Origin of the sequence: Burkholderia sp. Ap-955 (assembly GCF_011753045.1) — a bacterium.
GTDB classification, from domain to species: Bacteria; Pseudomonadota; Gammaproteobacteria; order Burkholderiales; family Burkholderiaceae; genus Burkholderia; species Burkholderia lata_D.
The window spans coordinates 35802-59483 of record NZ_VWWH01000002.1 but is presented as its reverse complement, the minus strand read 5'-3'; the positions used below and the strand labels follow the sequence as shown (position 1 = coordinate 59483).

The 23682-nt window shown below is 65.8% G+C and carries 13 protein-coding genes and 2 pseudogenes; 8 read left to right on the top strand and 7 right to left on the bottom strand.

The features are described 5' to 3' along the window. The 3 genes from F3J15_RS01380 to F3J15_RS01370 form a co-directional block, all read right to left on the bottom strand. The gene (locus tag F3J15_RS01380) at window positions 1–3144 is read right to left on the bottom strand and encodes a multidrug efflux RND transporter permease subunit (protein ID WP_166886801.1); all 3144 of its coding nucleotides are present in this window, start codon (window positions 3142–3144) and stop codon (window positions 1–3) included. 20 nt (window positions 3145–3164) lie between these two features. Next, entirely contained in the window at window positions 3165–4322 is a 1158-nt protein-coding gene (locus F3J15_RS01375) for an efflux RND transporter periplasmic adaptor subunit (protein WP_089449286.1), read from the bottom strand. Between the two features lie 441 nt (window positions 4323–4763). Next, the gene (locus F3J15_RS01370; protein ID WP_166886796.1) at window positions 4764–5903 is read right to left on the bottom strand and encodes an ATP-binding protein; all 1140 of its coding nucleotides are present in this window, start codon (window positions 5901–5903) and stop codon (window positions 4764–4766) included. 832 nt (window positions 5904–6735) lie between these two features. Here F3J15_RS01370 and F3J15_RS01365 point away from each other — a divergent pair. Next, complete coding sequence (locus F3J15_RS01365) at window positions 6736–7650, top strand: prolyl oligopeptidase family serine peptidase (protein WP_166886793.1); 915 nt, start codon at window positions 6736–6738, stop codon at window positions 7648–7650. A gap of 359 nt (window positions 7651–8009) precedes the next feature. Here the strand turns inward: F3J15_RS01365 and F3J15_RS01360 are convergent, their stop codons facing one another. Further along, a complete protein-coding gene (locus tag F3J15_RS01360; protein ID WP_166886790.1) occupies window positions 8010–8579 on the bottom strand; it encodes a hypothetical protein in 570 nt (189 codons plus the stop codon). Then, window positions 8576–9157 carry a hypothetical protein gene (locus F3J15_RS01355; protein ID WP_166886787.1) on the bottom strand — a complete coding sequence of 194 codons (582 nt, stop codon included), beginning with the start codon at window positions 9155–9157 and terminating at the stop codon, window positions 8576–8578. The genes F3J15_RS01360 and F3J15_RS01355 overlap by 4 nt, the downstream gene beginning before the upstream one ends. Before the next feature lie 486 nt (window positions 9158–9643). Here F3J15_RS01355 and F3J15_RS01350 point away from each other — a divergent pair, with 486 nt between their 5' ends. The 7 genes and pseudogenes from F3J15_RS01350 to F3J15_RS01320 all read left to right on the top strand — a co-directional run. Beyond that, window positions 9644–11434 (top strand): acyl-CoA dehydrogenase, encoded by a 1791-nt coding sequence (locus F3J15_RS01350; protein WP_166886784.1) that lies wholly within the window; start codon window positions 9644–9646, stop codon window positions 11432–11434. Between the two features lie 36 nt (window positions 11435–11470). Then, the gene (locus tag F3J15_RS01345) at window positions 11471–13144 is read left to right on the top strand and encodes an electron transfer flavoprotein-ubiquinone oxidoreductase (protein ID WP_166886781.1); all 1674 of its coding nucleotides are present in this window, start codon (window positions 11471–11473) and stop codon (window positions 13142–13144) included. Window positions 13145–13192: 48 nt separating this feature from the next. Continuing rightward, complete coding sequence (bktB, locus tag F3J15_RS01340; protein WP_166886778.1) at window positions 13193–14386, top strand: beta-ketothiolase BktB; 1194 nt, start codon at window positions 13193–13195, stop codon at window positions 14384–14386. A gap of 38 nt (window positions 14387–14424) precedes the next feature. Continuing rightward, on the top strand, window positions 14425–15279 hold the full coding sequence (locus F3J15_RS01335; RefSeq protein ID WP_089429495.1) for a 3-hydroxybutyryl-CoA dehydrogenase: 855 nt from the start codon (window positions 14425–14427) through the stop codon (window positions 15277–15279). A 308-nt stretch (window positions 15280–15587) separates the two neighbouring features. Then, window positions 15588–15881 (top strand): annotated as a pseudogene (locus F3J15_RS01330) (IS5/IS1182 family transposase); the annotation flags it as partial. A 227-nt stretch (window positions 15882–16108) separates the two neighbouring features. Continuing rightward, window positions 16109–16909: a hypothetical protein gene (locus F3J15_RS01325; protein ID WP_166886775.1), complete on the top strand. Its 801-nt coding sequence runs from the start codon at window positions 16109–16111 to the stop codon at window positions 16907–16909. 92 nt (window positions 16910–17001) lie between these two features. After that, window positions 17002–17517: pseudogene (locus F3J15_RS01320) on the top strand (collagenase); the annotation flags it as partial. Between the two features lie 140 nt (window positions 17518–17657). Here the strand turns inward: F3J15_RS01320 and F3J15_RS01315 are convergent. Continuing rightward, window positions 17658–19790 carry a class I SAM-dependent methyltransferase gene (locus tag F3J15_RS01315; protein WP_166887182.1) on the bottom strand — a complete coding sequence of 711 codons (2133 nt, stop codon included), beginning with the start codon at window positions 19788–19790 and terminating at the stop codon, window positions 17658–17660. 11 nt (window positions 19791–19801) lie between these two features. Continuing rightward, window positions 19802–23602: an AMP-binding protein gene (locus F3J15_RS01310; protein WP_166886773.1), complete on the bottom strand. Its 3801-nt coding sequence runs from the start codon at window positions 23600–23602 to the stop codon at window positions 19802–19804. Window positions 23603–23682 lie beyond the last annotated feature (80 nt).

Below are 23682 nucleotides of genomic sequence, written 5' to 3'. Positions count from 1 at the left end.
TCAACCTTCATGTTCGTGGGTCACGGCGGTGGGCTTCTTGCCGGATGCGCGCCATGCCGAGATGCGTTCCTGGATGCTCATCACGAACACGTAGAAAACCGGAACGAAGAAAATGGCCAGCACGGTGGCGGTCACCATGCCGCCGAACACGCCGGTGCCGATCGCGTGCTGCGTTTCGGCGCTCGCGCCGGTCGCGATCATCAGCGGGACGACGCCGAGGCCGAACGCGAGCGAGGTCATCAGGATCGGGCGCAGACGCAGCCTGGATGCCTGCACGGCCGACTCGATCAGCCCCATGCCTTCCTCGCGCAACTGCTTCGCGACTTCCACGATCAGGATCGCGTTCTTCGCCGACAGGCCGATCACGGTGATCATCCCGACCTTGAAGAACACGTCGTTCGGCATCCCGCGCAGCATCACCGCGCCGAGTGCGCCGATCAGGCCGAGCGGCACCACCAGCATCACCGACAGGGGAATCGTCCAGCTCTCGTAGAGCGCCGCGAGCACCAGGAACACGACGACCATCGACAGCGCCATCAGCATCGGCGCCTGCGAAGCCGACTCACGCTCCTGCAGCGACTGGCCGGTCCACGCCACCGTGAAGCCCGGCGGCAACTGCGCGGCCAGATGCTCCATCTCGGCCATGGCCGCCCCGCTGGAGTAGCCGGGGGCCGAGCCGCCGGAGATACGGGCGGACGGGTAACCCTGGAAGCGCACCAGCTGCAGCGGGGTTTCCGACCAGACCGGGCGCACCACTTCGGACAGCGGCACCATGCCGCCGGTCGCGTTGCGCACGTAGAGCTTCATCACGTTCTCGATCTGCATGCGGGCCGGCGCATCCGCCTGGATGATCACCTGCTGCATGCGGCCCGCGTTCGGGAAGTCGTTCACGTAGGTCGAACCCATCGCGGCCGACAGCGTGTCGCTGATGGTCGTGAACGACACGCCGAGCGCTTCGGCCTTCTCGCGGTCGATGTCCAGCTTCACGCTCGTGCCGGCCGGCAGGCTGTCCGGATAGACGCCGGTCACCACCTTGCTTTGCGCGGCCAGTTCGAGCAGCTTGGCTTCAGCCGCCTTGAGCGCCGCGTAGCCCTGGTTCGCGCGATCCTGCAGGCGCATCGTGAAGCCCGAGCTGGTGCCCAGCCCGTCGATCGCGGGCGGCAACAGGCTCATGACCGTGCCTTCCGTCACGCCGCCCATCGCGGCCTGCGCGCGCATCGCTTCGTCCATCGCGTTTGCCCCTTCGCGCTTGTCCCAGTCCTTGAGCACCGCGTAGTTCAGTGCCGCGTTGGAGCCGAGGCCGGAGAAGCCGTAGCCGATGATGGAGATGCTCGACTCGATGCCCGGACGCGATGCGAGATGCTTCTCGAGGGTCTTGACCACGTCGCCCGTGCGCTCGACGGTCGAATCCGACGGCAGCAGGAAGCCGGTCATGAAGTAGCCCTGGTCTTCCTCGGGCAGGAACGACGACGGCAGCATGCGGAAGCCGAACACCAGCGCGGTGGAAATCGCGACGAACAGCAGCATCACGCGGCCCGTGCGGCCGACCAGCTTGCCGACGCGCGTTTCGTACCAGCTCGTCATGCGGTCGAAGCGGCGGTTGAACCAGCCGAAGAAGCCGCGCTTCTCGTGGTGGCCATGCTCGATCGGCTTGAGCATCGTCGCGCACAGGGCCGGCGTCAGCGTCAGCGCGAGCAGGGCCGAGAACAGGATCGACACGGCCATCGACATCGTGAACTGCTGATAGATCACGCCGACCGAACCGCTCGACATCGCCATCGGCAGGAACACGGCCGTCAGCACCAGCGTGATGCCGATGATGGCGCCGGTGATTTCCTTCATGGCCTTGATCGTCGCGTCCTTCGGCGACAGGCCTTCTTCCACCATCAGGCGTTCGACGTTCTCCACGACGACGATCGCATCGTCGACGATGATCCCGATCGCGAGCACCATGCCGAACATCGTCAGCACGTTGATCGAGAAGCCTGTCATCAGCATGACCGTGAAGGTGCCGAGCATCGCCACCGGCGCGACGATCGCCGGAATCAGCGTGTAGCGCACGTTCTGCAGGAACAGGTACATCACCAGGAACACGAGCACCATCGCTTCGATCAGCGTGTGAATCACCTTCTCGATCGAGATCTTCACGAACGGCGCGGTGTCGAACGGGATCGAGTAGGTCATGCCGGACGGCATCGTCTTGGCGATCATGTCCAGTTGCTCGCGCACGGCCTCGGCGGTCTTCACCGCGTTGGCGCCCGGCGCCAGCTGCACGCCGGCGAAGGTCGCGGGTTTGCCGTTCTCGCTGTTGACGAAGGTGAACGACTGCGGGCCGAGCTCGACCCGCGCGACGTCGCCGAGCACGACCTTCGAGCCGTTCGCGTTCGCGCGCAGCACGATCTTCGCGAACTGTTCGGGCGACGTGAGCTGGCCTTGCGCGGTGAGCGGTACCGTGACGCGCTGGCCCGGCAACGCGGGCGCCGCACCGAGGCTGCCCGGGGCGATCTGCACGTTCTGCTGGCTGACGGCGGTCGTCAGGTCGTTCATCGACAGGCCGTAGGTGATCAGCTTCTGCGGATCGACCCAGATGCGCATTGCCTGTTCGGAGCCGAACAGCTGCACCTTGCCGACGCCTTCGACACGGCGCAGATCCTCGACGACGTTGCGCGCCATGTAGTCGGCCAGCGCATTTTCGTCGTAGCGGCCGCTGTCCGACTTCAGGCCGACGAACAACAGGAAGCCCGTGGAGGCAGACTCGACGATCACGCCGTTTTGCCGCACGACGGGCGGCAGGCGCGGCTCGACCGACTTGAGCTTGTTCTGCACCTCGACCTGCGCCATCGCGGAATCGGTGCCCGGCTTGAAGGTCGCGGTGATCTTCGCTTGGCCGGACGTATCCGACGCCGATTCGAAGTACAGCAGGTTCCGGACGCCGGACAGCTCGCGCTCGATGAGGCTCAGCACGCTGTCGGTCATCGTCTGCGGCGTGGCGCCCGGGTAGGTGGCGGTAATGGTGACGGTCGGCGGCGCGACCGACGGATAGCGCGCAACCGGCAGTTCGGGGATGGCGATCAGGCCCAGCAGGATGATGAAGAGGGCGATCACCCACGCGAAGACCGGGCGCCGGATGAAGAATTGGGACATGACTGGATGCTCCCCGTGACTCAGTGCGACGAAGCGGTCTTGACCGCTTCAGGCGCCTTCCATGCGGTCGCCGTCACGGTCGCGCCGTCGCTCAGGCGCTCCATGCCTTCGACGACGACCTTCTGGCCCGCCTGCAGACCCGACTTGACGCGATAGCTGCGGTTCGTCAGCTCGCCCACTTCGATGGCCTTCAGGTGCGCCTGGCTCTTCGCGTCGAGCACCCAGACCTGCGGCTTGCCGCCCGCGCGGACGATCGCCTGTTGCGGCACGGTCAGTGCGTTCTCGAAGTGCCCACGCGGGATGCGGGCACGCACGTACATGCCCGGCAGCAGCTCGCGCTTCGGGTTGTCGACCAGCACGCGCAGCAGCACGTCGCCGGTGCCCGGGTCGACGTTGACGCCCGAGAACAGCATGCGGCCCTTCACGTCGTATCGCGAGTCGTCGTCGCGCAGCACGTCGACCGGCAGCCCGTTGCCCGCGGTGTCCGGCTGGGCCGCGAGCGCGCCGCGCAGCGATTCGAGCGACGCGGCCGGTTGGCGCACGTCCACATAGACCTGGTCGATCTGCTGGATGCGTGCCATCGGCTGGCTGTCGCTGCTCGCGACGAGCGCACCCTCGGTCACGAGGGCCTGGTCGATGCGGCCCGTGATCGGCGCCTCGACGGTCGCGAACTTCAGGTCGAGCTGGCGGCGTGCGAGCGTCGCGCGCGCCTGCGCGACGTCGGCGGCCGCCTGGTCGCGTTGCGACACCGAGTCGTCGTACACCTGACGGCTGATCGCGTCGGCCTCGACCAGCGGTTTGAGACGGGTGGTCTGCACCTTGGCCCGCGCGAGCGCCGCTTCCGCGCGTTGCAGGGCCGCGGCGGCCGTGTCCATGTCGGCCTTGAACGGCGCCGGGTTGATCTGGAACAGCGGCTGGCCGGCACGGACTTCCGTGCCCTGCTCGAACAGCCGCCGCTGCACGATGCCGCTGACCTGCGGCCGGATCTCGGCGATCCGGACGGCCGCGACGCGGCCCGGCAGGTCTTCGGTCAGGTCGAGGGGGGCGCCTGCCAGCGTCATCGCCGCAACCGGGGTGGCCGGCGCGGCGGCCTGCTGTTCGGTGGGCCCGCAGCCCGCCAGCATCGCCGCCACCAGCGCGCACACGGCGCCGTAGCAGGCTCGTTTCTGATTTTTCATGTGGACTCCATGGGACGCAGGCACCCAGTGGCCCGCATTTTCGGATCGAAGTGTGCGTGCGCCCGATGGAGTTTTTTGTGCGGAAAGATGGAGGTTTGATGGAGGGGGTGAAAGATTCGCGGAAGGGCGATCCGGACGCGGGGCGAGCCGGAAGATGACGGGCGCCGGGGCGGCCTGGCGCTATCAGGAAGCGGGGTTGGCGGCGCCGGAATCCCGGAATGCCGCAATCGTCTGATGAAATGCCAGTGGCCGTGCGTGCCGTCGGCATGCACGGGTCGGTGCCTGGGGGGATGCGATCGCGCGGTTCACTTCGGTGGGGGCGGCGCGGGCATGGATCAGGGCCGCCGCGCCTCCCGTTCCGCCGCAGCGGCGGCCCGGAGGGCGCGAGAAGGCGGAGCGGCGGCCCGGCGCACAAGGCGCGTCGACCGCTCGCCGGGAGATTTACCGTGGGTCGGTATCGGCGGTGCGCTGCGTGGCGGACGGCACGTCCTTCCGGCTCGACGCCGCCACGCGCACCGATGCGGGGCTGTCGGGCCAGCGCAACGTGAACGACGTGCCGCCGCGCGCGGTTGGGCGACACGATGCCTCTCCGTCGTGCGCCTGCGCAATGGCCGCCACCACGGCCAGCCCCAGGCCGCTGCCGCCCTTCTGGTCGGAATGCGTATCGTCCACGCGCCGGAAGGCATCGAAGATCCGGGCTGCGCAATCGGCGGGGATGCCCGGCCCTTCGTCTTCGACCACCAGCTGGCACGCCCCGTTTTCGACCCGTGTGTGAATGCGGATCGCACCGGGCACCGCGTAGCGCCGTGCATTCTCCAGCAGGGCGAGCAGCGCCTGGCGCATCCGGAACGCGTCGCAGCGCACGGGCCGCGTATCGAGATCGAGCACCATGTGTTGCCCGGCCGCGGCCAGCGAATCCTCGAACATGTCGACGACCGCCTTGACGTGCATCGCCAGGTCGGTCTCCTGGATGCTGACGCTCAGATGCCCGCTTTCGGCGAGGCTGATCACGCGGAGATCCTCGATCAGGCGCGTCAATCCCTCGGCCTGGGTCAACAGGCTTCGGAACAGCGCCTCGCCCGGCTGGAAGACGCCTTCGGCCAGACCCTGCAACCGCCCGCGCAGGACCGTGACCGGCGTACGCAGTTCGTGCGCGATCGCGGCATTCCAGAATGCCTGCTCGTCCGTCATGCGCTGCAGCTGGGCGGCAAGCGCATTGAAGTCGTCCGCGATCAGCGCGGCTTCGCGAATCGATCGATCGCCGGCAACGGCGCGTGCGGTCAGGTCGCCCCTGGCGACGCGGCGAATGCCGTCCGCGACCGAGTTGAGCGGCACCAGGATCCGATGCGCGAGCCGGGTCGACACGACAATGGCGAGTATCAGGCCGATCAGCAGCGTGACGCCCAGGCATATCCACTCGGGGTTGGACGGAATCCAGCTTGCCTGGTGGCAGAACTCGCCCCAGTGCCGGAGCATCACGTAGTAGAACACATAGGTCATCAGCACGACGATCAGCATGATGCCGAGCGCCAGCTCCGCCATCGACACCGCAATCTTGCGGCCCAGACCACTGAGTTTCATTTCGTGCTCCCAAGCGTGGCGTTGCGTCGATTCACGACGGGACAGTCGTGCGGTTGGATAGCTGTGGCGTCAAGGGAGGGGTGTGATCGAGGCGGGCGAGCGGCATGCCTCGGTGCGTCGAGGTTTGCCGCGGCAGGTGTGCCGGAGGTGTGATGTCGCTCGAGACCGGAAAAGGCCGGGCTTGTATCGACGGGATCCTTCCCGGCCGACAGAGACAGCGGCCAAACAGCGCGATGTGTGCGGGACGGTATGCGTTCTTCAATCATGGTGTCCGCTTGGGATTCTGCTATTCACTTCATCGAATCGCAATATTACCGCACGTAATTGGCCATCGGATGACACGATGATTCGGTGTACGTTGGAACGCGCGCGGCGAGATCGTCGTTTTCCCGCTGCCGTTGGGGATGATGAGGTCCGGCTTGAAGTTGCAGCGCCGGGCCATTCCAGGCGACGCGATAAAGTGTCGACCCGCAGGCGGCACACGCTGGGAGAGCAGCGTCCTCGCTGATCGAGTGTTCTGAACGATGAAAGACGATACGTGAGAACGTCTGGACGTCTTCACACGCGAGGACTCGGTTGGCCGCTGTTCGGCGTCGAAGCCGTCCGCTCCCATAACCTGCTCCCTTCACGCGCCCCCATGACTGGCTCCCATCGGCGATGTCGAAGGGGGCCGGCGCGCAAGCGTGTCACGCGAGGACTTCCGCGCCGGTCTATCCGCCCGTGACTGGCGCCGCCGCAGCGTGCACCTTCGCCGCCCGGATACACTGACGCCTTCGCCGTATGCGTCGCGGCAGCGTGGGCCGTCGGCAGCGGATTCGTGGAGAGATCACCCATGAGCATCGTCGTTCGTCGAAAGCAGATAGCCATCCGCTTGTGCCGGGTGCTCATCTCGGGCGCGTTGGTCGCTTCCGTCGTCGGCTGTGCAGCGACGGCGGTCGACGACACGTCCATCGCGCCGGATCTGCATGAAACCGTCGTCAAGGTTCCGGTCGATGAGGGGGCGAGCACGCGGGACATCGTCGCCACCACCTACATGCCGGATGGCCCCGGGCCCTTTCCGCTGATCGTGCTGAGCCACGGTAGCCCGCCCGATCCGCGCGACCGGCCGAAGGTGCGCCGCTACCGCGCGTTGCCGCAGATCCGGACGTTCGTAAAGCTCGGCTTCGCGGTCATCGTGCCGATCCGCCGCGGGTACGGGGCGACGGGCGGGGTCGATGAAGAGGATGCGGGTTCGTGCCGGCATCCCGATTACCTCGCTGCCGGCCAGCAGGCCGCGCGCGATGTGCTCGCGGCCGTGCGGTATGCACAGATGTTGCCGCAGGTGGATCGAAACCGTGTCGTGCTGGTCGGGCAATCGGCGGGTGGTTTTGCGTCGCTCGCGGCGGCTAGCTACGCGCCGCAAGGGGTGGTCGCGGTGGTGAATTTCTCGGGTGGGCGTGGGGGGAACCCGACGACTCATCCCGGCATGCCGTGCGATCCGAAGCAGATGGCCGACACGATCGGGCATTTCGCAAGCACGACGCGGGTGCCGGTGCTGTGGCATTACGTGCAGAACGACAAGTATTTCGCGCCGGAGGTCGTGGCGACCTGGTTTGCCGCGTTTCAAGGGGCGGGTGGGCGCGGGCAGATGGTTGTCGAGCCGCCGTTTGGCAAGAACGGGCACGGGATGTTTGCGGTCAAGGAGGCGATACCGATCTGGTTGCCGCACTTTGAGGCGTTTGTGGGGCCGTTGGTGGTGGTGAAGTAGGTGAGCTGATTCGGGGGGCGGTCGAATCGGGTCGCAGGGAGTGGGCACTTGCCTGTTGTGATCGTCGGCCGCTGGTCGAACGGTGGAGCGCGCTTGCGAGTCGTGGTTGCTGGCAGACTCGCATGGTCAAGTGGACCTTTCCCGCGCTATGAGGACGCTAACGTACCCGTGCGTCTGCGAGCGGTACTTCAATGACCGGTAGTGCCTGTCCTTTGCTTGAAAGGGCCCCGGTCAGAAAGATGAGCCGAGGCCCGCGCTACAGGGTGTTGCAGCGGCCGCTGCCGGCCCGAAACAGGCATTTCCCGTGCCAGACCGAATGACCCGAGCTCACTCGTCAACGGTCGATCGCGTCGCCACGTTCAAGAACATCGCCGAATGATTTCGAGGTCCTCAACACGCTCGACGGAGTAGTGTCCGTCGTGGCTGTCAATGTGATACACATCGACCTTCATCGGCGTTCCAAAACGGACTGTTACCTCATAATTTTCCCCGGATTTGGGGGTGAAGCGAAAGGCGCTGTCGTATTGGTCTCGTCCCGGAAGGGTAACGCGCAGCGTCAGCAAGTGATCCGCTTGCATCCTGAGTTCGAAGTAACTTTGGTCGATATATTTATCGGCGATCGGCATTCCCAGCCGCGGCTGCTGTCGATGCGCCGAAAAGAGAATGATCGTGTGGTCGTCTTTGAAAGGAATACCCGCCACGCCAATGGGTTCGCCGCCCAGTGGATCGCTCGGCACGTAGCAACCCGGCAACGGAGGGGGTTGATAGAGGTAGAACGTACCTTCGCCGATTTCACGGAAGCGAACGTTTGCAGTCGGCACGCCTGGCGGTGGCATGTAGTTTGTTGTTACACACCCTGTCACCGACAAGGAGAATGCAAATATCGCCAATCGAGTCACGAGTTTCGCCGCTGATGCCTTTACTTTCATTGGTGCGCAACCTCGTGTTTTACCTCTACCGTGCCGCTATAAGCATTGGGGATCGCCCACCGTTTGCCGGTTTGTGCCGTGAGAATCATCCGATCGGATTCTGACGAAGCCGAGTAGAGGATAAAGAATCGTGCGCCAGAAGGGACGATGAAGTAGGTTTGTCTGTAGTGGCCCTTCACGAAGGTCGATCCGTCGGTGCTCTCGAATGACTCGACGTTGCTGATAACGCGCTTGTCAGCATCGAGGAACATGACATACGGCTTCAGCACCGTTGCCAGCGGCAACCACGAACTCGAAAACCATGTGCGGACACGCAAAGTGGTCGCCGTGGACTGTTGATCCAGGGAGAAGGGAGCATAGACGCCAAGGCCGTCTGGAAATCGAGCCACCGGAGAAGTGCTCGCGTCGAAGTCAATCGTCTTTGCATCGTTCAGTGCAAGTGGCTGATAAGACATCTCTGCGTAGCTCTTCACGCCGATCCGTGATTCAACCAAAGGCGTAGCCACAAGTTGCCGGGTTGCACATCCACTAAGCGCCGCACAAATTAGCCCGATTCCAATCCAGAATTGCCGTTTCACGTCGTTCCCGAAACTCGATTTCCCAATAGATCCCTGATTACGGCAATCGGAGGCGATTCTTTAGCTCAAACGCGTGGATGAGCAATGTCCACCGCAAACAGGCCGGAACTCGGTGTCCGATGGCCGACGCAAAACGGACGTCTCACCTATCTCGGCGTACGTGTCGCCTTGGCCGGCAAGCGCGACCGCTATTGCGGCAATCCAGCCGCGGCTGCCACTCGGATAGCCCCGGCCGGGTATGTGGATTGCTCGCCGATACATCGGAAGAATAAAACCCACCCCCGCCCAAACCCCCACCCAGCCAGCCTTCCCCCGCCTAACCCCCAAATCCCGTGGCCGATTTTGTCACCACATGGGCCGGATATGACAATAAGAATCGCCCGCCCTAGGATTACGATGCCTCACGTCGTCGCCCGGGCCTGAGCCGGTTTTACCGCCTCTCGCCCCATCGCGCCCCTCATATATCGTCTGATTGGAACATCGACCATGAGCTATCACGCCCCCGTCAAGGACATGCTGTTCGTGCTGAAGGAACTGGCCGGCATCGACGCCGTTGCGCAGTTGCCGGGCTTCGAGGATGCCGGTTACGACACGGCGCAGGCCGTGCTCGACGAATCCGCGAAATTCTGCGGCGAGGTGCTGGCCCCGCTGAACGTCGAAGGCGACCGCAACCCGAGCAGCTGGAAAGACGGCGTCGTAACCGCGACGCCGGGCTTCGCGGAAGCATTCCGCCAGTTCGTCGAAGGCGGCTGGCAGGGGCTGCAGCATCCGTCCGAATACGACGGCCAGGGGCTGCCGAAGCTGATTGCGACGCCGTGCATCGAGATGCTGAACGCATCGAACCTGTCGTTCGCGCTGTGTCCGCTGCTCACCGATGGCGCGATCGAAGCGCTGCTGACGGCCGGCACCGACGAGCAGAAGCAACGTTACGTGCCGAAGCTGATCTCGGGCGAATGGACCGGCACGATGAACCTGACCGAGCCGCAGGCCGGCTCCGACCTCGCGCTGGTGCGCTCGCGTGCCGAGCCGCAGGGCGACGGCACGTACAAGGTGTTCGGCACGAAGATCTTCATCACGTGGGGCGAGCACGACATGGCGGACAACATCGTCCACCTGGTGCTGGCGCGCACGCCGAACGCGCCGGAAGGCGTGAAGGGCATCTCGCTGTTCATCGTGCCGAAGTTCCTGGTCAACGACGACGGCTCGCTCGGCGCGCGCAACGACGTGCATTGCGTGTCGATCGAGCACAAGCTCGGGATCAAGGCGAGCCCGACGGCGGTGCTGCAGTACGGCGACCATGGCGGCGCGATCGGCTACCTGGTCGGCGAGGAAAACCGCGGCCTCGAATACATGTTCATCATGATGAACGCGGCGCGCTTCGGCGTCGGCATGCAGGGCATCGGCGTGGCCGACCGTGCGTACCAGAAGGCGGCCGAATTCGCGAAGGAGCGCGTGCAGAGCCGCCCGGTGGACGGGTCGGCCAAGCAGTCGGTGACGATCATCCATCACCCGGACGTGCGACGCATGCTCGGCACGATGCGCGCGCTGACCGAAGGCGCGCGGGCATTGGCCTACGTGGCCGCCGCGCACAGCGACATTGCCCACCGCCATTCGGACGAGGCGACGCGGGCCCGTCATCAGGCAATCTACGAGTATCTGGTGCCGGTGGTGAAGGGCTGGAGCACGGAAATGGTGAACGACGTGGCGAGCCTGGGCGTGCAGGTGCACGGCGGGATGGGCTTCATCGAGGAGACGGGCGCGGCGCAGTATTACCGCGATGCACGTATCCTGGCGATCTACGAAGGCACGACGGCGATCCAGGCGAACGACCTGGTGGGCCGCAAGACGATGCGCGACGGCGGCGCGGTGGCGAAGGCGCTGATCGCGGAGATCGGCGACACGGTGGCGGCGCTGGGCAAGCTGGACGGCGCGGCGGCTGCGTCGGTGAAGGCGCAGCTGGAGAAGGGTGCGAAGGCGCTGTCGTCGGTGGTCGATTACGTGGTGGCGAACGTGAAGCAGGACCCGAACGCGGTGTTCGCGGGCAGCGTGCCGTACCTGAAGCTGGCGGGCGTGGTGCTGTGCGGGTGGCAGATGGGCCGCGCGCTGGTGGCGGCGCACGCGAACCGCGCGAGCGACCCGGCGTTCTTCGATGCGAAGATCGCGATCGCGCAATGCTATGCGGAGCACGTGCTGGTGCAGGCGGGCGCATTCGAAGCGTCGATCGTCGGCACGAAGGGCAACGAGGGCGTGCTCGCGTTGACGGAAGATCAGTTCTGACCGGCTGACGGTCGGGACGCAGGAGGAGACAGGATTTTGACCACACAGGACTTGCTCGCGCAGTACGGCCCGCGCGAATCGATGGAATACGACGTCGTGATCGTCGGCGGCGGCCCCGCCGGGCTGTCGGCGGCGATCCGGCTCAAGCAGCTGGCCGCCGAGAAAGGCACCGAGATCGGCGTGTGCGTGCTCGAGAAGGGCTCCGAGATCGGCGCGCACATCCTGTCCGGCGCGGTGATGGACCCGCGCGCGATCACCGAGCTGTTCCCCGACTGGAAGGAACGCGGCGCGCCGCTCGACGTCGAGGTGACGGAAGACCGCTTCCTGTTCCTGTCCGAGAAGAGCGCGGTCACCACGCCGAACTGGGCGCTGCCCGCCAACTTCCAGAACCACGGCAACTACGTGATTTCGCTGGGCAACGTCACGCGCTGGCTTGGGGCACAGGCCGAAGCGCTGGGCGTCGAGATCTTCCCCGGCTTCCCCGCTGCCGAAATCCTGTACAACGACGACGGCTCGGTGAAGGGCGTTGCGACCGGCAACATGGGCGTGGGCAAGGACGGCGAGCCGACCGAGAACTTCCAGCTCGGCATGGAGCTGCACGCGAAGTACACGCTGTTCGCCGAAGGCTGCCGTGGCCACCTCGGCCGCCAGTTGATCTCGAAGTTCAAGCTCGATGCGAACGCGGATCCGCAAGCCTACGGGATCGGCATCAAGGAGCTGTGGGAGATCGACCCGGCCAAGCACAAGCCGGGCCTCGTGATCCACACGGCCGGCTGGCCGCTGAAGTCGGACACCTACGGCGGCTCGTTCCTGTATCACATGGACAACAACCAGGTCGTGGTCGGCTTCGTGGTCGGCCTCGGCTACACGAATCCGTACCTGTCGCCGTTCGAGGAATTCCAGCGCTACAAGACGCATCCGTCGATCCGCGCGTTCCTGGAAGGCGGCAAGCGCGTGTCGTACGGCGCGCGTGCAATCACGGCCGGCGGGCTGCTGTCGCTGCCGAAGACGGTGTTCCCGGGCGGCGCGTTGATCGGCGACGACGCGGGCTTCCTGAATGCTTCGCGGATCAAGGGCAGCCATGCGGCGATCAAGACCGGCATGCTGGCAGCCGACGCCGCATTCGACGCGGTGCAGGCCGGCCGCCAGTCGGACGAGCTCAACGCGTACCCGGATGCCTTCAAGCAATCGTGGCTGTACACGGAGCTGTACCGCGCGCGCAATTTCAAGCAGTGGATGGCCAAGGGGCTGTACCTCGGCACGCTGATGGTCGGGCTCGAGCAGAAGGTGATGGGCGGCAACGTGCCGTGGACGCTGCACCACAAGCACGCGGACCACGAGATGTTGAAGCCCGCATCGCAATGCCAGCCGATCGAGTATCCGAAGCCGGACGGCAAGCTGACGTTCGATCGCCTCTCGTCGGTGTTCATCTCGAACACGAACCACGAGGAGAACCAGCCGGCGCACCTGACGCTGAAGGATGCGAACGTGCCGGTGAACGTGAACCTGCGCACGTACGCGGGGCCGGAAGCGCGCTTCTGCCCGGCGGCCGTGTACGAGTTCGTGAAGAACGACGACGGCAGCGACCGCCTGGTGATCAACGCGCAGAACTGCGTGCACTGCAAGACCTGCGACATCAAGGACCCGACGCAGAACATCGTGTGGGTTACGCCGGAAGGCGGCGGCGGGCCGAACTACCCGAACATGTAACGCAACGCATCCCCGCGCCTGCGGGCGCGAACGAACCGGAGTGAGACGATGAGCAATGCAGCGAAAGAAGTCGTGGTGGTGAGCGGTGTCCGTACCGCGATCGGTGATTTCGGCGGCAGCCTGAAGGATTTCTCGCCGACCGACCTCGGTGCGAAGGTGGTTGCCGAAGTGCTGTCGCGTGCGAACGTGTCGGGCGACGCAGTCGGGCATGTCGTGTTCGGCCACGTCGTGAACACCGAGCCGAAGGACATGTATCTTGCGCGTGTCGCGGCGATCAACGGCGGCGTGGCGCAGCACACGCCCGCGCTGACCGTGAACCGCCTGTGCGGTTCGGGCCTGCAGGCGATCGTGTCGGCCGCGCAGACGATCATGCTCGGCGACGCCGACATCGCGATCGGCGGCGGCTCGGAAAGCATGAGCCGCGCCCCGTACACCGTGCCGGCCGTGCGCTTCGGCCAGCGCATGGGTGACGGCAAGCTCGTCGACATGATGCTCGGCGCGCTGCACGACCCGTTCCAGACGATCCACATGGGCGTGACGGCAGAGAACGTCGCGGCGAAGTACGGCATCTCGCGCGACGCGCAGGATGCGCTGGCGCTCGAATCGCATCGTCGCGCGGCGCGCGCGATCGCGGAAGGGCGCTTCAAGGATCAGATCCTGCCGATCTCGATCCGCACGAAGAAGGGCGAGGTTGCGTTCGACACCGACGAGCACGTGCGTCACGACGCAAGCGCGGACGATTTCACGAAGCTGCGCCCGGTGTTCGCGAAGGAGAACGGCACCGTGACGGCCGGCAACGCGTCGGGCATCAACGATGCGGCCGCGGCCGTGCTGATGATGAGCGCGGACGCCGCGCGCGCGCAGGGCGTGAAGCCGCTCGCCCGCCTCGTTGCGTATGCGCACGCGGGTGTCGATCCGGCGTACATGGGCATCGGCCCGGTGCCGGCCACGCAGAAGGCGCTCGAACGCGCGGGCCTGAAGATCAGCGATCTCGACGTGATCGAGGCGAACGAGGCGTTCGCGGCCCAGGCGTGCGCCGTCACGCAGGAGCTCGGCCTCGATCCGGCGAAGGTCAACCCGAACGGCTCGGGTATCTCGCTCGGTCACCCGATCGGCGCGACCGGTGCACTGATCACGGTCAAGGCGCTGTACGAATTGAAGCGCATCGGCGGGCGTTACGCGCTCGTGACGATGTGTATCGGCGGCGGCCAGGGGATTGCTGCGATCTTCGAGAACATCTGATAATCGAACGCTCAGCACCCGAACACACAGGAAATTTCATGGCCATCGAAATTGTCGGCGTCGTGGGCGCCGGAACCATGGGCAACGGCATTGCGCAGACCGCCGCCGTTGCGGGTCTCAACGTCGTGATGATCGACGTCAGCGACGCGGCGCTCGAAAAGGGCATCGCGACGCTGAAGGGCAGCCTCGAGCGGCTCGTGTCGAAGGACAAGCTCGACGCCGCCACGCGCGATGCGGCGTTGGCGCGCATCACGACGTCGACCGACTACGCGAAGCTCGCAGCGGCCGATATCGTGATCGAAGCCGCGACCGAGAACGTCGAGCTGAAGGGGCGCATCCTGAAGCAGATCGAGGCCGTCGCGCGGCCCGAAGCGATCATCGCGACCAACACGTCGTCGATCTCGATCACCGCGCTCGCGGCGCCGCTTGCCGATCCGGCGCGCTTCGTCGGCATGCACTTCTTCAACCCGGTGCCGCTGATGCCGCTCGTCGAGATCATCCGCGGGCTGCAGACGAGCGACGCGACCGCGTCGGCGGTGCGCGAGCTGACCGAGCGTTTCGACAAGTCGCCGATCGGCGTGCGCAATTCGCCGGGCTTCGTCGTGAACCGGATTCTCGTGCCGATGATCAACGAGGCGTTCTTCGTGCTGGCGGAAGGCATCGCGTCGGCCGAGGAGATCGACGCCGGGATGAAGCTCGGCGCGAACCACCCGATCGGGCCGCTCGCGCTGGCCGACCTCGTCGGCCTCGACGTGTGCCTCGCGGTGATGGACGTGTTCGTGAAGGACTTCGGCGATCCGAAGTATCGCGCATGCCCGCTGCTGCGCGAGATGGTGACGGCTGGCAGGCTCGGGCGGAAGACCGGGCGTGGGGTGTACGACTACAGCAAGTAAGCAGAGGGCTGGAAAAGCTTCAACGCGGGTGGCGAGTCGTGCCGGATGGTGTCGTTCATCCGGTGCGGTTCGCCACCCGCGTTTTTCATTCAGGGAAGTGGCTCGCCGAATTCTGTCCGCCGGTTGAATTATTTAGAAAATCGATTTTAATCGTTAAATAATTAAACCAATTAAGGTGAATATCTTTCATATCGATTAAATTGACGTTTCAGTGTGTATATTATATCTTGGTTGCCTAAAAACAATCGAGAGAAAATAAAGTGGCAATAAACGAGGGGCTTCAAAAAACCGCCGCTGTTCGGCCATCGTCGCTTCCGCCACGCGAGGGCGCAGTTCATTGGCCGGCAAGGACGTCGGGGGCGACATGGCGCAACGGCGCGGTCGATGCGATCGCCCGAGTTGGCCGCCACGAATGGAAGAAGGGCTGCGGCTACCATCGACGCTCGCTTGCGGAGAACGCGATGTATCGCTTCAAGACGCTCACGGGTAACTGCCTGTGGGCACTGCGTATCGACTCGCAGGCGACTGAGATTGCCATTCGCGTGGGCGTGATCAACCGCATGGCGGACCTCGCGCGCCCGCAATCCGTTCGTATTACTTGAAATCATGAACATAGGCCTTGCCTCGTCCCATGTCCAATTTATGCAACAACGCCCATTTTTGCGCTGGTTTTCTGAAAATCGATCCATTGCCATCCCACCCATTAAAGCACGGTTTCTGATCGTGCGGATGTCGTTCGCCTATTCGCTTTCAAGGACGTGAAAGGCCGGTGCGAATCGGCGGGGCGCGGTCGTCCGGACCACGGCGCCGCGGTGCGCGCCCGTCGGCAATGAGGGGCGCGTGGTTTCCACTCTCACTTCAGGATGGATACATGCAACGCAAAGCTTGGGTTATCGCAGTGGCGACGGCCGTTGCCGCGCTTTCCGCTCATGCACAGCAGGCGGACGGCGTCGCGCCCGCCAAGGCTCAGGACGAGATCGTCAATTACCAGGCGGTCGGCAATGCCGCCGGCGTGACCAAGATCTATCGTTCGATCCGCACCACGGATCCCGCCGATGCGCGCAGGACGGTCGTCGTCGAACAGGTGCTGAAGCAGGTCGCGCCGGGCCGCGTGAGCTTCGTGCGCGGCGAGCAGTCGGCCGAGACGACGCGGCATCGGCAGCAGCAATGCGCGCAACGCGGCGCGGTCGATGTGACCGACGAGTCGGACGTGACGATCGACGAGCGGGTCCTCGATTTCGCGCTGTGCCGCAGCACCGCCCCGATGCCGGCCGAGGTCGCCCGCGCCGCGAAGGCCGGCGGGACCGCGACCGCGAAGGCGATCGCCAACGACCAGGGCATCACGATCATCGTGCCGGGGATCCTGGCTCATGTCCTCCAATTCACCGATTTGCCGGTCCACCTGTGGGTATCGACGGCGCAGATCGGAAACGTGCCCATGTCGCTCTACTCCGAGCCGTTCGGTGTCGTCAACTTTACGGGCTATACGAATGGCGGGGTCGTGCTGTTCCAGCCGGTCTTTTCGGTTCGCGCCGTCAAGCTTGGCGAGTTCCCGATCAACGCGCGCGCTTGCGGGCCCGGCATCGGTTGCTTCGCGGACTCGCGCGGCCGGATCAACGTGGTGCGTTAAGGATGGTCGGGGCCGGGGCCGTCGGGCCCCGTCTCCGACATGACGGCCGCGCGGCGCAACCGGGGTGGGCGTGTCCGTCGCGTCCGAATGGCGGCGATCCGTCCGCGCCCGGCAATCAGGCGCGCTTCATCGCGCACGAGGCATCGTGGCTGCGGCCGGAGTTCAAGGTGTGGAACCTCGAGCACGAGTTCACGCACTATCTCGACGGCCGCTACGACATGGCGGGCGACTTCTCGGTGGGCACCGCGAAGCCGACCGTGTGGTGGATCGAAGGCGTCGCCGAGTATCTGTCGAGAAAGAACGACAACCCGGAGTCGATCGACGCGGTGCGCACGGGCGCGTACCGGTTCTCGGACGTGCTCGGCACGCGTTACGCGTCGAGCGACTACGTCACGCGCGCGTACCGGTGGGGCTACATGGCGACGCGCTTCATGTTCGAGCGCCATCGCGCGGACGTCGACACCATCGTGTCCCGCTTCCGGGCGGGCGATTACGATGGCTACGCAAACTATGTCGCGTACATCGGCAATCGCTACGACACCGAGTTCGCCGACTGGGCGCGCAGCGCGACGACGGCGGGCGAGCCGCCGGTGCCGGCGAAGCGCTGACCGGCACGGGCCGGCGCCGCGTGATCGGGCGCCGGCCACCGTGGCGCCCGACGCACCCGAGAGGGAGCAGGGAGCAGGAAGTGGCCCTCGAACGGAAATTCGAGGGCCGCGGCGCGTCGACCTGACGTGCCGCCACCGCGCTAGCGATTCGTGCCGGTATCGGCAACATAGTTTGCGATACTGAAGAAACGATAATCGTCAAGCAGATCCGGCCCCGGGAACCCCTCCGGATGAATCCGCCCGTGAATCGGGCTGTCGGGGCGCAGGCCGGCCAGGGTCAACGCAAGCGTGAATTCGTTGAACGGCGCCATGAATTGACGCGACACGAAATGCATGCCCCAGTTGAACACCGACGGAAGCTGCTCGGTGCGCAACCACGTGTCCGGCCCGCCCGGCGCACGCGCGCAAAGATTCTCCGCCCACGGGCTATGCCCTTCCACGATGAGAAAGCCGTGCTTTGCGTGGGGCTTCCAGCGGGTCAGGAAATCGATGAGATCCGCCGCCGCCACGTAACCGGGAACGAGGCCTTCCGCATCGCTATATGCCACCTTGAACGCCCGCTTGATCGGGTCGAGCGCGATCGGCAGCTCGGCCTGATCCGATACCGTCAGGACGCCCGCATAGTGCTGATCGACAACCGCGCGCAGGCGTGTGCGATCGACGGTGCGCAGATGGCGCTCGAGGATCGCTTCGGCGGCGTCCTTGCGACGAATGCTCAACCGGCGGTTGTGGACCAGGAACATGAAGGTATGCAACAAGTCGCTCAGTCGCGCCGGGCGCACGCTGCCGTCCGGCTGCCTGACGGTCGGGCCGCTTTCGGCCACGGCTTCGTCGTAGCGGTCGGGCCGGGAAATGTCGGCGGCGATCACGCGGACCTGCACGCCGGAGACGTCCCTCAGCGCAGACAGCGTGGCGGCCGCGCGGCCGCGCGCGGATTCGTTGTAGTCCGCACCGATCACGAGCAGCGGATAATCCGCGAGGTGCCGGCCACGCTGCGTCGACGTGATGACGTATTCCGCCAGGCGCTTCAGCGCGCTGCCGTCGCCGCAGCCCATGTCGGCAATGCCGGCCGGCTGGCGGTCCAGCGGTGTGTCGTCGAACAACGCGCGCAGGATTTTCGTCGTGATTTCCTGCGACGCCGGCCCGGACCCGGCACCGCTCGACGCATATACGTTCATCACGCGATCGATGTGGCCGTCGCTATCGATATCGAGCGGATCGGGATTGCCGAACAGGAGCTCGTCGAGCAACGCATACGAACGCAGATAGGACGCGGGCAACCCCGCGTAAGGGGCTGCAATCGGACGATGAATCCGGCCCGACTCGGTGAGGCGCACCTTTTCCCGATCGGTTTCCGCCATGCCGAACTTGCACATCAACGACCACGCCGCGTGCAGCACGACAGGATCGGCTTGTGTCCAAGCGCCGACCGCGACCCCGTCGGGCTGACCGTCGAGCTTGCCGAGGATGCCGGGCGCCGATTGCGAGTACTGGCCATCCGGCTGCCGTTCGAACACCGGCATGTCGAGTGCGACCCAGGTCGGGCCGAGCAACAGGCCGTCCATCGCCGTGCGCAACTGTCCATTTACCTGGCGCTCCAGATCGGTGGCCGGGAGCGGAAGCTCCGGCCAACCCGCTATGCAGATACGCGCGAGCTGCGCGTACAGCACGCTGTCTTCAGCCGCCATGCGCGTTCGGTGACACAGGGCGTGCAGATGCTGGAGCACCGACGTGGCATTCGCCAGTTGCTCGAACAGCGGGCGGGCGCGCTCCACGCACGCGACGACATATTCGCCGGCCGGGGTGAGCGCATATTCGGCGTCTTCGTCACCGCGATCAAGGGTCAGCCAGCCGGCCAGGCTCAACAGGTTGAGGGCGCCCCACAGAATCCCCAGGTTACGGGTCGGGTCGGGCTGGCGGGACGTGGCGAACGCGCGCATCGAGCGGGGCGCTCCGGCCCGCAGGCCGCGGAACGCGCCGGCAAACACCAGGCGCGCCAGCGTCGGCACGAGCACGATGCCGTTCGCCCAGTTGCAACTGCGCGTGTAGGCCATCACGCGCTGGGCGTCGTGCCGGCCGATGCGCAGCGTGGCCGCGTGGGTGTGTTGCTCGAGCTTGACCGGCAGTTCCATGTCGAGTACCTCGACGCCGATCGGGGTGCCGGCCGACAGGCCGAGCAACGTGCGTGTTTCGTCGGGATAGGCGTCGAGATAGTGTTCGAGCTGCCGGGCCAGTGCGGCGGTGGAATCGCCAAGGTTGAATCGGGCGTGCATAGTGGACGGTCTCACAGGGTCGAAGGTTGGGCTGCAATGGGTGACGATGCATCCGGATCGGCGTGCGCCGCGGCAACCGCCGGCGCGGCGCCGTGAGTCCGCGGCGCGAGGTGAGCGGCCAGCGCGCGAATGGACGGGTAGTCCCAGACCGCGGACGGATCGACAGTCACGCTGAACGTCTCGCTGAGTACGATCGTCATTTCGACGGCGAGGATCGAGTCGAAGCCGATTTCGGCGAACGTCGACTCGCGCGTCAATCGAAGCTTGCGGTGCTTGAGGCGCTCGCCCAGCCACGCGATGAGCCATTGTTCGACGGCATGAATCTGCTGACGCTCGAGTAGGCTCGCCGGTTCGTTCACGGTCGGGGTTGCGGCCGAACCGGCGTCGTCGCCGGCGGGCGCGTCGGGCGCGCCGGCATTGGCGTCCAGCAACGGGTCGACGAGTTGGCTGGCGCCCGGGATCGTTTGCTCGATCGAGCCGATCTCGAACCCGGTGCGCGCGGCCCAGTCGTTCAATTCCGCTGTCGTGGGCAACGCGGATCGCCGGCCGACCTGCCGTTGCGCCGCCTCGATCGCGAGTTCGTACTGGCGCTGCGCCCAGCGCAGCGTGCCGTCGTCGATACGCTGCTGCGCAGCCGCGCGTTCGATCACGGCCAGCAGCAATCCCCATTGCGCGATCGTGCCGAGCCAGTAATTGACCCAGACGGCGGCATGCGCGGCGCCGTCGAGTTTCGGCGCATTGACGAGCCCGTCCTGCGCCAGCCGTGCGCCCAGCTCGCGCAGTTCCCTGGCCAGCGCACCGGCGCTCAGCGCACCCTCGAGATAACGCGGCAAATCGTCGCCGCCGTTGAGCAGGCGGCTGCCCAGGTGAACCAGCAGGGTTTCGGTCGGCCCCTCGAAGATGCGGGTCAGGCGCGCGTCCCGGAAAATCTGCGGTGCGAGGTTGCTTTCGATATACCCCCGGCCACCCAGGAACTGCATCATCTCGTCCGCGGATTGCGACAGCAGCTCGGAGCCGAGCGTCTTCGCGATCAGGAGGCAGTCTTCTGGCAGCGCGACGCCGAGGTCCAGTTCGGTCGCCAGGTGCTCGACCAGCGCGTTGAGCCCGTCGATGCGGTCGCGCAGCTCGCCCAGGCGCAGGCGGCTCAGCGGGTTGTCCAGCAGCAGGCCGGTGCCGATCTGGCGCCGCGCGCCGTAGCGATGCATCAGCTGCGCACAGCGCTTCATTCCGCCCACGCAGACGGAGGCGATGCCAAGGCGCGCGATGTTCATCGCATGCTGAGCGACGGCCATCCCTTGCCCGACGTCGCCGAGCCGGTATGCGTCGCTGATTCGTGCCTGATCCAGATGGAGAGAATTCTGGATCATGCCGCGCACGCCCATCGTCAGTTCTTCGGCGCCGATCCGCACGCCCGGCGTGCCGGGGCGCACCGCCAGACCGACCATGCCGGCACCGTCGGCCTGCTTCGCGAATACGTTGATGATTCCCGCCCATGCGGATGAGCCGCTCCAGCGCTTGTTTCCCGTGACTAGCCAGTCGCCGGAATCGAGGCGCCGTGCGCGGGAGGCAATCGCACGCACATGCGAGCCCGCGCCCGGCTCCGTGATCGCGAATGCGGCCAGCATCCGTCCGCTCGCGAGGCTCGGCAGCAATGCCTCGCGCAATGGCGGCTGCGCATACTGCATGATCGGCAGGATCCCGAGCGTGTTGTTCAGGGCAACGAAGAAAGCCAGGGTCGAATCGATCGCCGCCAACTGCGCCAGCACGCGGGACATGTCGCGCTGGCCGAGGCCGAGACCGCCATGCGAACGGTCGATCGGCATGCCGAGCAGGCCCCGATTCCCGAAATCGAGCACGACGTGCGGCGGAATGGTGCGACGCTCGTCGATGGTTCGCGAATCGATCCGCGTGCGGGCGTAGTGCCTGAGCCAGTCGTTCAGTTCGTCGACGGTGGCGCTGTCGACGCGCCGGTGATCGTTGGCTGCCGGCTGGTCGGCCACGGCTGCCGGATATGCGGGCTGCCGGCGATCGGGCGCGGGTGTCGGTGCGCCGCCCTCGACGTCCCACTGCGCGAGGATCGTCAGCGCGCCGTCGTGCAGTTGCGTGCGGCACGTGCTGCGGCGTACCTTGCCGCTCGACGTTTTCGGCACGCTGCCGGGCGACACCAGCACGATCGCGCTCGGGCCGATGTCGAGGCGGTTCCAGATGGCCTGGCGAATCGCGTCGATGAAGCTGTCGAGATTGCCCTTGCGCTGCGTGCGCTCGACTTCCGCGACGACGATCAGGCGCTCCGCGTCGACCTGGTCGTCCATGAAGGCCGCGCAACCGTTCGGCACGAGTTCCGGCACGCCGACGATCAGCGCGTACTCGATGTCTTCCGAGTAGTAGTTGCGGCCGGCGAGGATCACCATGTCCTTGAGCCGGCCGGTGACGTAAAGCTCGTTGTCCAGAATGAAGCCGAGATCGCCGGTGCGCATGAACACCTGATCCCGATGGCCCGCCAGACTGTGCCGGAAGGTCGAATGCGTCTGTTCGTCCAGACGCCAGTACCCGGCGGCGACGCTCGGGCCGGCCACGCAGATTTCGCCGATGGTCCGATCGGCGCAACGCTCGTTCGTCTCCAGGTCGCGCACGATCACGTGCTGTTCGCCGTCCGTGCGGCCCACGCTGACCAGGACCCGTTCGCCCGGACGATCCAGCGGCTGCTGCGACACGCCCAGGCATTCGCCGCGCAGCACCACGGATTGTTGCTGGAGGGCGGCCTGGTCGACGCATAGCGTCCGGATCGGATGCCGCTCCGTGCGACCGGCGACGTACAGCGTGCCCTCCGCCAGCCCGTAGCACGGCAGAAAACCGTCGGCGGCGAAACCCGCGGCGGCGAAGCGCTGCGCGAAATCGGTCAGGGTGCTGGCGCGCACCGACTCAGCGCCGTTGTAGGCGACCCGCAGGCACGACAGGTCGAGTGTCGCCAGCTGCTCGTCGGAGATCCGCCGGCAGCACATCCGGTAGGCGAAATCCGGCGCGCCGGTCAGATCCGCCCGGTACTGGCTGATCGCACGCAACCACAGGTACGGATGCTGGATGAAGCGTTCCGGGGCCATCAGCACGCTCCGGAAGCCGCCGTAGAGCGACGTCAGGATCACGCTGATCAGGCCCATGTCGTGGTAGGGCGGCAGCCAGCTGACGATCGTGCTCTGCTCGTCATAGGCGAGCCATTCGCGCATCAGCCCCAGGTTGTGCATCAGGTTGCCGTGCGACACCATCACGCCCTTGGGGCTGCCCGTGGTTCCCGACGTGTATTGCAGAAAGGCGATCTGGGAGGGCTGCACGCTGGCGGGCGAATGCAAGGGATCCAGCACCTGCGCGCCCCCGACGTCGAGCAGCGTGCTGCCGGATGCGTCGGTATCGGCGAGCCAGGTCGCGCAGCGCGCATGGTCCTCGGCCGAACACAGAATCGTGTTCGCGCCCGCGTTCTCGACGATGCCGGCGATCCGCACCATATGCTGCCGGTTGCGCGGCGGGTAGGCGGGAACGGCGATGGCGCCCGCATACAGGCACCCCATGAAGGCGCTGACGTAGTCGAGCCCCGGCCGGCACAGCAGCAGGACCCGGTCGCCGATGTCGATCGCGTTCTGCCGCAGCAGCGCAGCGACCCGGCGAGCGCGTGCGTCGAGTTCCGCGAAGGTCATCGATTCGGGCTGTTCCTGTTCGGGCGGGCCGCTCAGGAACACGTAGGCGGTCTTGTCGCCGAGTGCGGCGGCCCGGTTCTGAAGCAGTTCGCTAAGCGTGGTCGGCAAAATCGCAGTGGTCATGTTGTCGTCGCAAGAGGAATGAAAACAGCGAGCAGCGGCCCGGCGCCGGGGCGGCGCCCACGCGTGGCTGCGGCGGGAAT